Below are 6,172 nucleotides of genomic sequence, written 5' to 3'. Positions count from 1 at the left end.
TCGCGGGGGCCGCGGCGTGCTGGGGCACGTCCACGGTGATGCCGAAGTCCGTTGCCAGCCCTTCGAGTCCGCTGCTGTAGCCCTGGCCGACGGCGCGGAACTTCCACGCGCCCTGGCGGCGGTAGAACTCGCCGAGCAGGAAGGCGGTCTCCACGGTGGCGCCGGGGTTGTCGAAGCGCGCGACCACCTGGCCGGTCGCGGCATCGGTGACCTCGATGTACAGGTCCGGAACCCTTCCGAACGTGCCGCCGTCCGCCGAGGCGGCGAGCACGATCCGCTCGATCGCGCCCTCGACGCGCGCGAGGTCGACGACGAGCGTGTCGGTGACGCGCGCGCCGGCGGTCCGCTTGCCCTCGTGGCGTACCGCGCCGGAGGGGTGGGCGGGCTGGTTGTAGAAGACGAAGTCGTCGTCGGAACGCACCTTTCCGGTGGCGAGCAGAAGCGCCGAGGCGTCGGCGTCGGGCACGCCCGGTCCGGAGAGCCAGCCCAATTCGACGCGCAGTGCCGTGGTCGGCACCGGCGCGTTCGATCCTTTGGACATTGACATGCCCGCCCCCTCGCGAGTCGGCCTGCGGATGTCACGCGGTTGTCCCCAGTCATCCCTACCCGCACAACCTATTCCCGGCCACGACCGGCTCCCACGACCAAACCCCACGACCGGCTCCCACGAGGGGCACGGCGAGCGGCGCGGGAAGAGCGCCGGTCAACCGCCGGTAACCCGCCAGGAGCTCGGCCTTTACCCGATCCAAGCGCCGAAGGACGTCCCTTTTTGCCAAGTTCGCTCGGATTGGGGATCCCCAGTCACTGCGGACACGGAAAACAACCCTCTTATCGGTCTCCCCAACCAGCACATCGTGGGCTTAACTTATGTGCCATGACCTCCCCCCGCTCCACTTATGGCGGCGGCTACTACTCCGCCTCCTTCCCGGACACTCCGATCTACGACTCGCTCGTGGCCGAGCGGGGCACCCCGCAGATCGCCCCGATCCGGGTCCCCGCCGCGTACGACACGGGCAGCAGCCTGCCCGCGCTGCCGTCGGCGCTGCCCGCCCTCCCGGCGGCCCCGTCACCGCAGGCCCCCGGCTACGGCTATCCGCACACGCCGCAGCCCGCCCCGCTCCAGCAGGCGCCGGCGGCGTACATCCCGCAGCAGGCGAGCGCACCGCGGGGCTACCCCGGTCCGCAGGCCCCGCAGCCGCGCCCGATGGCACCCCAGGGCAACGGGTACGAGGCCATGCGCCCGGCCGCGCCGCGGCCGATGCAGGCTCCGTACCAGGACCCGTACAACAACCAGCAGTACCGCGGCTACTGATCGGCACACCACCGCCGTCGCCGCCGCCTGGCACGATGGCATCATGGGAAACGCCGAAGTGCAGTCGATACACGTCTACCCGGTCAAGGCGTTCCGGGGCCTCGCGCTCCGGGAGGCCGTGGTGGAGCGCTGGGGCCTGGCCGGAGACCGCCGCTGGGCGCTGATCGACGACGGGGGAAAGGTCGTCACACAGCGGGAGCAGCCGCGCCTGGCGCTTGCCGCCGCCGAGCCCATGGCCGGCGGCGGCATTCGTCTGTCGGCGCCCGGCCACGCGCCGCTGCCGGTCGGCGTCCCGGAGCCGGCGGCGACCGTGCCGGTGAACATCTTCGGCACGAAGGTCGAGGCGGTGCCGGCCGCGGCCGATGCGCACGCCTGGTGCAGCGCCTGGCTGCGGGCCGACGTCCGCCTGGTCCACCTCGACGACCCCGCCACCCGCCGCCCGGTCGACCCCGAGTACGCGCTGCCTGGCGAGACGGTCAGCTTCGCCGACGGCTACCCGCTGCTCGTCACCACGGTGGCCTCCCTCGACGCGCTCAACTCCCTGATCGCCGAGGGCAGGTACGCCGACGAGGGTCCCCTGCCCATGAACCGCTTCCGGCCCAGCGTCGTGGTCGCCGGCACCGACCCCTGGGCGGAGGACCACTGGACGCGCCTCGCCGTCGGCGAGGTGGTCTTCCGCGTCCCGAAGTCCTGCGGACGGTGCGTGGTGACCACCACCGACCAGGCCACCGCCGAACGCGGCCGAGAGCCGCTGCACACCCTGGCCCAACACCGCCGGATCGACGGCAGGCTCGTCTTCGGCCAGAACCTCGTGCCCGTCTCCCCCGGCACCATCAGGACCGGTGATCCGGTCAGGGTGATCGAGTAGCGATCGCACCACGCGAAAACCTGCCTCCCGATCGGGGAACCCCGGGCCCGGTCCCGGCGTTGAGGAGACATGAGAAATGCGTGAGACGCCGCGGTCGTGACCGGCCCGCGGCGGACGTGACGTCGCTCTCTCTTGCCCCGGTCCGTGGATGGCCGCTCGCGCCGGGGGCTATGACGGAGCGAAAGGGGGTGGGACACATGCGTGCAGTCACCGGCCTGTGGCGCTGGCGGCACAATCCGCTGCGCCGGGCGACCGACCTGGCCGAGGCCTGGGTGGCCCTCGTGGCACTGGTGCTGATCGCCGTGGCCGCGCCCGTGACCGGCTGCCTGGTGGGCGCCGCCGCGCAGGACTCGCTGCAGCGCTCCGTGCGGGAGCAGCAGCACGCTCGCCGGCTCGTCACCGCGACCGTGGTCCGCGACCTGGGCCAGGCCGCGCTGGAGACGGATCCCGACACCCCCGCGCGCGAGGCCCGCAGCCGCGTCATCGCGGACTGGACGGCGCCGGACGGCACCCGGCAGCACGGCCCCGCCCTCGCGGACCTCAAGTCCCCGCAACCGGGAGACCACTTCACGCTCTGGACGGATCCCCACGGCCGAATAACCACGCGCCCGCTGGACTCCGCCACGGCGACCACGCATGCGGTCCTGGCCGGTTTCGGCGCGGCCCTGGTGGCCGCGGCCCTGGTCGACAGCGGCCGGCGCCTGATCGTCTGGCGCATGGTCCGCCGCCGGTACACACGGTGGGACCAGGCATGGGAGCGGGCCGGACCGGACTGGGGCAAGGCGGGCACCGGCAGCTGACCGCCTTCCGGCTCCGGTCAACCCACCCTGCACGCACACGCTACGGTGGACCGGCCGAAGCGCTTTCGGCGACAACCCGCGGGTGAGCGAACCGCTGGTGCTCGCAGGTTCTCGAGAGCGCGAACGCGCACAGACCCCAGGGGCTGAGCACGCTCGCGGTCCCGGCACCGTTCGGCGACGCGCCCGAGGGGCGTGAGCCATCAGTACGACGAGGTGGGGGCACAGCAACGCCATGGCACAGGGCACGGTCCAGGTGACGCACACCGGTACGTCGCGGTGGCGGCGCCGCACGGGTGAGTACGCTTCGCTCGCCGCCGCCCTGGAGGCCGCCGTCGACGGCGACGTCCTCACCATCGCCCCCGGCACCTACCGGGAGAACCTCGTCGTACAGCGGGCCGTGACGCTCCGGGGCCCCGAGGGCTCGCCGGGCTCCGTGCGGATCGCCCCGGTGGACGGGGTGCCGCTGACCGTGCGGGCCTCGGCCGTGGTGCGGGACGTGCACGTGGAGGGCCAGGACGCGGCCGCGCCCGCGCTGCTGGTCGAGGACGGCACTCCGGAGGTGACGGACGTGCGGATCGTGACCCGGTCCGCCACCGGTATCGAGGTGCGCGGCGGCGCCCGCCCGACCGTGCGCCGCTGCACCGTGGACAACCCGGCCGGCATCGGCATCGCCGTACTCGACGGCGGCAGCGGGGTGTTCGAGGAGTGCGAGGTCGTCGCGGCCGGCCAGGCGGGCGTGGCGGTCCACGGCGGCGCACACCCTCGCCTGGACCGCTGCCGGGTGCACCACGCCTCGGGCACCGGGTTCACCGTCACCGGGGAGAACTCCGCGCTGGAGGCGGTGGGTTGCGAGGTCTACGAGGTGCGCGGCTCCGGGGTGCAGGTCACCCGGCGGGCCACCGCGCACCTGACCGACTGCGATGTGCACCGCACCACCGCCGACGGCGTCACCATGGACACGGACGCCGTGCTCACGCTCGCCGACTGCCGGATCCACGACATTCCGGAGAACGCGATCGACCTGCGCTCGCGTTCCGTGCTGACGCTCACCCGGACGACGGTCCATCAGTTCGGGCGCAACGGCCTGTCGGTGTGGGACCCGGGCACCCGGGTGGACGCCAACCAGTGCGAGATCTTCGACAGCACCGGCGACTACCCGGCGGTGTGGGTGAGCGACGGCGCGACCGCGGTCCTCGACTCGTGCCGGGTGCACGACGTGCCGGACGCGCTGTTCGTGCTGGACCGCGGTTCGCGCGCGGACGTCGTGGACAGCGACCTGTCCCAGGTGCGCAACACGGCCGTGTCGGTGAGCGACGGGGCGACCGCCCAGCTCGACGACTGCCGCATCCGCGAGGCGGCCACCGGCGCCTGGTTCCGGGACCACGGCAGCGGCGGCACACTCAACAACTGCACGCTGGACGGCACCCAGACCGGTGTGATCGTCACCAAGGGCGCCGACCCGACCATCGAGCGCTGTACGGTCGACTCCCCCGCCGAGGCCGGCTTCTACGTCTCCGCGGGCGGCCGCGGCAGCTTCCTGAGCTGCCGGGTCAGCGGCAGCGGCGGCTACGGCTTCCATGTGATCGACGGCTGCCGTACGACGCTGCGCAAGTGCCGCACCGAGCGGTGCGCGCGCGGTGGGTACGAGTTCGCCGACGGCGGCCCGGACTCGGGGTCCGGGTCGGGGCCGGTCGTGGAGGACTGCACCAGCGACGAGAGCGGCGGCCTGCGGCCCCCGGCGGTCCGGGAGGCGGCCGTGCAGACGACGGCGCAGTCCCCCGGGCTGCTCGGCTCGATCCCCGGGCAGCGCACCACGGAGCAGGAGCCGCTGATCGCCGCCGCGGAGCCGGCACAGCCGGGGCAGCCCGCCCGGACGTCGAAGGACGTGCTCGGGGAACTCGACGCGCTGGTGGGCCTGGAGAGCGTCAAGCGCGAGGTGCGGGCGCTGACCGACATGATCGAGGTGGGCCGGCGCCGCCGGCAGGCGGGCCTGAAGGCGGCCTCGGTCAAGCGGCATCTGGTCTTCACGGGCTCCCCCGGCACCGGCAAGACGACGGTCGCCCGGCTCTACGGCGAGATCCTCGCCTCGCTCGGCGTGCTGGAGAAGGGCCATCTGGTCGAGGTGTCCCGGGTGGACCTGGTCGGCGAGCACATCGGTTCCACGGCGATCCGCACCCAGGAGGCCTTCGAACGCGCGCGCGGCGGTGTGCTGTTCATCGACGAGGCGTACGCGCTGTCCCCGGAGGACGCCGGGCGTGACTTCGGCAAGGAGGCCATCGACACCCTGGTGAAGCTGATGGAGGACCACCGGGACGCGGTGGTGGTGATCGTCGCGGGTTACACGGCCGAGATGGAACGCTTCCTTTCGGTCAACCCCGGGGTGGCCTCCCGCTTCTCGCGCACCATCACCTTCGGCGACTACGGACCCGAGGAGTTGCTGCGGATCGTGGAGCAGCAGGCCGACGAGCACGAGTACCGGCTGGCGCCGGGCGCGACGGAGGCGCTGCTCAAGTACTTCACGGCGATCCCGAAGGGCCCCGCGTTCGGCAACGGCCGTACCGCCCGCCAGACCTTCGAAGCGATGGTGGAGCGGCACGCGAGCCGCGTCGCCCAGGTCGAGGACCCCAGCACCGACGACCTGACCCTGCTGTACGCGGAGGACCTGCCGGAGCTGCCCTGAGTGCTCCCGCCCACCCACAGGCCCCGAGGGACCCGACGTGAAGGCACTCGCGACGCTCGCCCGGCTCTCCGCGGACGACCTGGACCGGGCGCTGCCCGCCCTGCGCGCGCTGACGGGCGAGGACGTCCGGACGCGGTTCCCGTATCGCGGTGCGGAGGTCGCGGGCATCGGCGGTTTCCTGATCGTCGCCGGTGACGAGCAGGCCCTCGCCCCGTTCCGGCGCGTCCAGAGCGCCGTGCTCGTGGACGACCTGGACGGGACACAGGCGCTCGTGGCCGAACACGGCGGGGAGATCGTCGACGGCCCGAACGAGGTGCCCACGGGCCGCAACGCCACGGTGCGGCATCCGGGCCGGGCCGTGCTGGAGTACGTCGAGCACCGGGCCCGGCCCGAGCAAACGATGTCCTGAGAAACAGTGTCCTGCCGGGCGGTCGTCGAGCCGCTCGCCGGGCCGCCCGGCCGGCGGGACCGCGGTGCGCGGCCGGGGCACGGCGTCGGGCACGGGCCGCGCC

6 protein-coding genes are annotated in these 6,172 nt (G+C 73.2%); 5 read left to right on the top strand and 1 reads right to left on the bottom strand.

Annotated elements, in window-relative coordinates; all coding sequences use genetic code 11:
* Positions 1 to 541: TerD family protein (locus ACLU3S_RS35220; protein WP_413956044.1), on the bottom strand; the 541-nt coding region annotated here is incomplete at its 3' end.
* A 333-nt stretch (positions 542 to 874) separates the two neighbouring features.
* Between ACLU3S_RS35220 and ACLU3S_RS35215 the strand changes: the two genes are divergently transcribed.
* From ACLU3S_RS35215 to ACLU3S_RS35195, 5 genes are all read left to right on the top strand, one after another.
* Positions 875 to 1,312, top strand: a complete 438-nt coding sequence (locus tag ACLU3S_RS35215) for a DUF6643 family protein (RefSeq protein WP_413956043.1) — start codon at positions 875 to 877, stop codon at positions 1,310 to 1,312.
* Between the two features lie 43 nt (positions 1,313 to 1,355).
* On the top strand, positions 1,356 to 2,180 hold the full coding sequence (locus tag ACLU3S_RS35210; protein WP_413956042.1) for an MOSC domain-containing protein: 825 nt from the start codon (positions 1,356 to 1,358) through the stop codon (positions 2,178 to 2,180).
* A gap of 197 nt (positions 2,181 to 2,377) precedes the next feature.
* On the top strand, positions 2,378 to 2,980 hold the full coding sequence (locus ACLU3S_RS35205) for a hypothetical protein (protein ID WP_413956041.1): 603 nt from the start codon (positions 2,378 to 2,380) through the stop codon (positions 2,978 to 2,980).
* A gap of 232 nt (positions 2,981 to 3,212) precedes the next feature.
* A complete protein-coding gene (locus tag ACLU3S_RS35200) occupies positions 3,213 to 5,660 on the top strand; it encodes a right-handed parallel beta-helix repeat-containing protein (RefSeq protein ID WP_413956040.1) in 2,448 nt (815 codons plus the stop codon).
* 37 nt (positions 5,661 to 5,697) lie between these two features.
* Positions 5,698 to 6,069, top strand: a complete 372-nt coding sequence (locus ACLU3S_RS35195; protein WP_413956039.1) for a VOC family protein — start codon at positions 5,698 to 5,700, stop codon at positions 6,067 to 6,069.
* Positions 6,070 to 6,172 lie beyond the last annotated feature (103 nt).

Origin of the sequence: Streptomyces sp. AF1A, assembly GCF_047340315.1 — a bacterium.
GTDB lineage: Bacteria > Actinomycetota > Actinomycetes > Streptomycetales > Streptomycetaceae > Streptomyces.
The sequence above is the reverse complement of the archived record's forward strand: the minus strand, read 5'-3'. Positions and strand labels throughout refer to the sequence as shown.

Coding starts and splice junctions, on each gene's coding strand:
- ACLU3S_RS35215 (WP_413956043.1), top strand. CDS start 875: ATGACCTCCCCCCGCTCCACTTATGGCGGCGGCTACTACTCCGCCTCC.
- ACLU3S_RS35210 (WP_413956042.1), top strand. CDS start 1,356: ATGGGAAACGCCGAAGTGCAGTCGATACACGTCTACCCGGTCAAGGCG.
- ACLU3S_RS35205 (WP_413956041.1), top strand. CDS start 2,378: ATGCGTGCAGTCACCGGCCTGTGGCGCTGGCGGCACAATCCGCTGCGC.
- ACLU3S_RS35200 (WP_413956040.1), top strand. CDS start 3,213: ATGGCACAGGGCACGGTCCAGGTGACGCACACCGGTACGTCGCGGTGG.